Source organism: Wenzhouxiangella sp. YN9, assembly GCF_056324165.1.
The window spans coordinates 1-1,964 of record NZ_JBJNIP010000015.1 but is presented as its reverse complement, the minus strand read 5'-3'; the positions used below and the strand labels follow the sequence as shown (position 1 = coordinate 1,964).

Here is a 1,964-nt window from a genome sequence, read left to right as displayed (position 1 = left end):
CAAATTCGGCCCCAGCAAGGATTTTCGATGCGCAGATCGCTAAATCACCTCACCACCATCAACCTTTCCGACTGATCTAACCATCGCGAAGGCTTGGCCGACGGCTATTCAGCCATGGGAATCGTGGGTGTCCTTGTTTTTGTTCAGCCATGGGAATCGTGGGTGTCCTTGCTTGTTGGTTGCGGGGGTTTTCAAACCTGACCCGCCTTCTGCTCAGGGACGCAGCGCCGAATCAAAAAAATCGACAGCCGCCGCTCCGATCCTGGAGTGTACATCCTTGCGATTGACGCCCCAGGCATCACTGCAGAGTGCTCGCAGCATCAGCCTGCCCCGCAACGTGCACTCTGAAAGAAACACATAGTGCGTTCCACCCTCGACGACCCGCACGCCGGCTTGAGGCAAAGCCTCTGCCAGAAACCTCCTGGTCGCTGACAGCTCGACCTGGTCGTCATTTTCCGACAGCACAACCTGCAGCGCCGCGGAGACATCACGTGGAATATCGGTTTCAGTCAAAAGGCTTGTCAGTGCAGGCGCAATCGCATATACAGCCTTGACGCGGCTGTCGCGAGCTGAAAGGCGCCCTCGCTGGAGCCCGGCTTGAAAAGCGGGGGCTGAGCGCTGCACCGAGTCGACCTCCTCCAACGTGAACCGAGCTTCCGGCGGCAGCCGGCAAGCAGGCGATTCAGGCCTGCGGTGACAACGCTGCTCCCAGGCCTCGAACGACGGCAGCTGAACGCCGGCCAGGCCGAGCGCGCTATATCCGCCAAGCGAAAAACCCGCGGCTCCGATTCGCTGCTTGTCGATTCGAGGGCCGATTTCCGGATGCTCCAGAACCCTGTCAATCAATACCGAAAGGTCCCGGGAACGCTCCCATGGCAGCACGAAACCACCCGGCCACTGGCGCTCCTCTACAGCCGTATTGCCGTGATGATTGACGCCCGCAACGATGAAACCCTCCGCAGCCAGGCGCTCGGCCAACCAGGACAGCTGCGCTGCACTCCCTCCGGTCCCGTGCGAGAGCAAGATCAGTGGCCGCTCCGCAGCGTCGAGAAATGGCGCGCCCAATGCAGCACGCCCGAAGCGAAATACACCGGCGCGCCATTCCTCCTCGGAAGCCTCGGGCGATGCCGGATACCAGAGCGTCGCAGCAAGCGGTCGAGGCCCGTCCCCGGCCCAGTTGCTGCGCTCAGTATCGACAAGCGACAAATGCAAGCGCCCTACCGGAACCTCCCTGGTCGGCGGTGCGCTGCAACTGACAGCCAGGGCGACGACCATGACAAAGAAAACCTTGCGGACAGTGCTTGAAACAGTGGCGCGATCCCTACCCATGGCTACGATCAAACTCCTGGCGATCTTCACTCGATTCGGACCAGCGGCGCGCAAACACTGTCAGGGTCTTCCTCGCTCGGATTCTCCCGCCAATCGCATCTGCATTCTCCATCCGACGTAGGTAAACACCAGTACAGAAAAGAAAGCGAAAGCAATCTCCACTGGCGAAGTCGAGATTATAGCCACACCGAAGTCCCACCCAATAGCCGCCACCGCCAGGACTGATGCAGAAGCAGCCGTCAGCGCTCCAAACGCAATCGCGCACAGAATGGCATTTGAACGGGTAGGAGAGCCTGTCACCAATCCAGGAGGAAACCATGCCAGAAACCATGCCAGCAAGGCAAAAATCGCCTCGAGTCAGCCCTCTTCATAGAGCTGCTCCCCGGTCAGGCGCGGCCCCGATATCAGCGAAGTTGCCATGACCGGTGCAGCCTTCAAGCGGCCGCTGCCTACAACAGAATCAGCCAGAATCACAGCCCAGCCAGAATCACAGCCAGAATCAGGACACCCATGATCTATAGGAAATCTCCTACAGCTCACCGGGACAGTCTCCGGATTGGCGGGCGTCTCTCCCGGCGCCAGAATAGAGACATGACCTATCCACGCAGTCAGTTAGTCAGCGACGAGGAGCCCGG

At 59.8% G+C, this 1,964-nt stretch carries 1 protein-coding gene; it reads right to left on the bottom strand.

The window, feature by feature from the left end:
- Nucleotides 1–213: 213 nt before the first annotated feature.
- A complete protein-coding gene (locus ACEWQ0_RS00025; RefSeq protein WP_476484107.1) occupies nt 214–1,275 on the bottom strand; it encodes an alpha/beta hydrolase family protein in 1,062 nt (353 codons plus the stop codon).
- Nucleotides 1,276–1,964 lie beyond the last annotated feature (689 nt).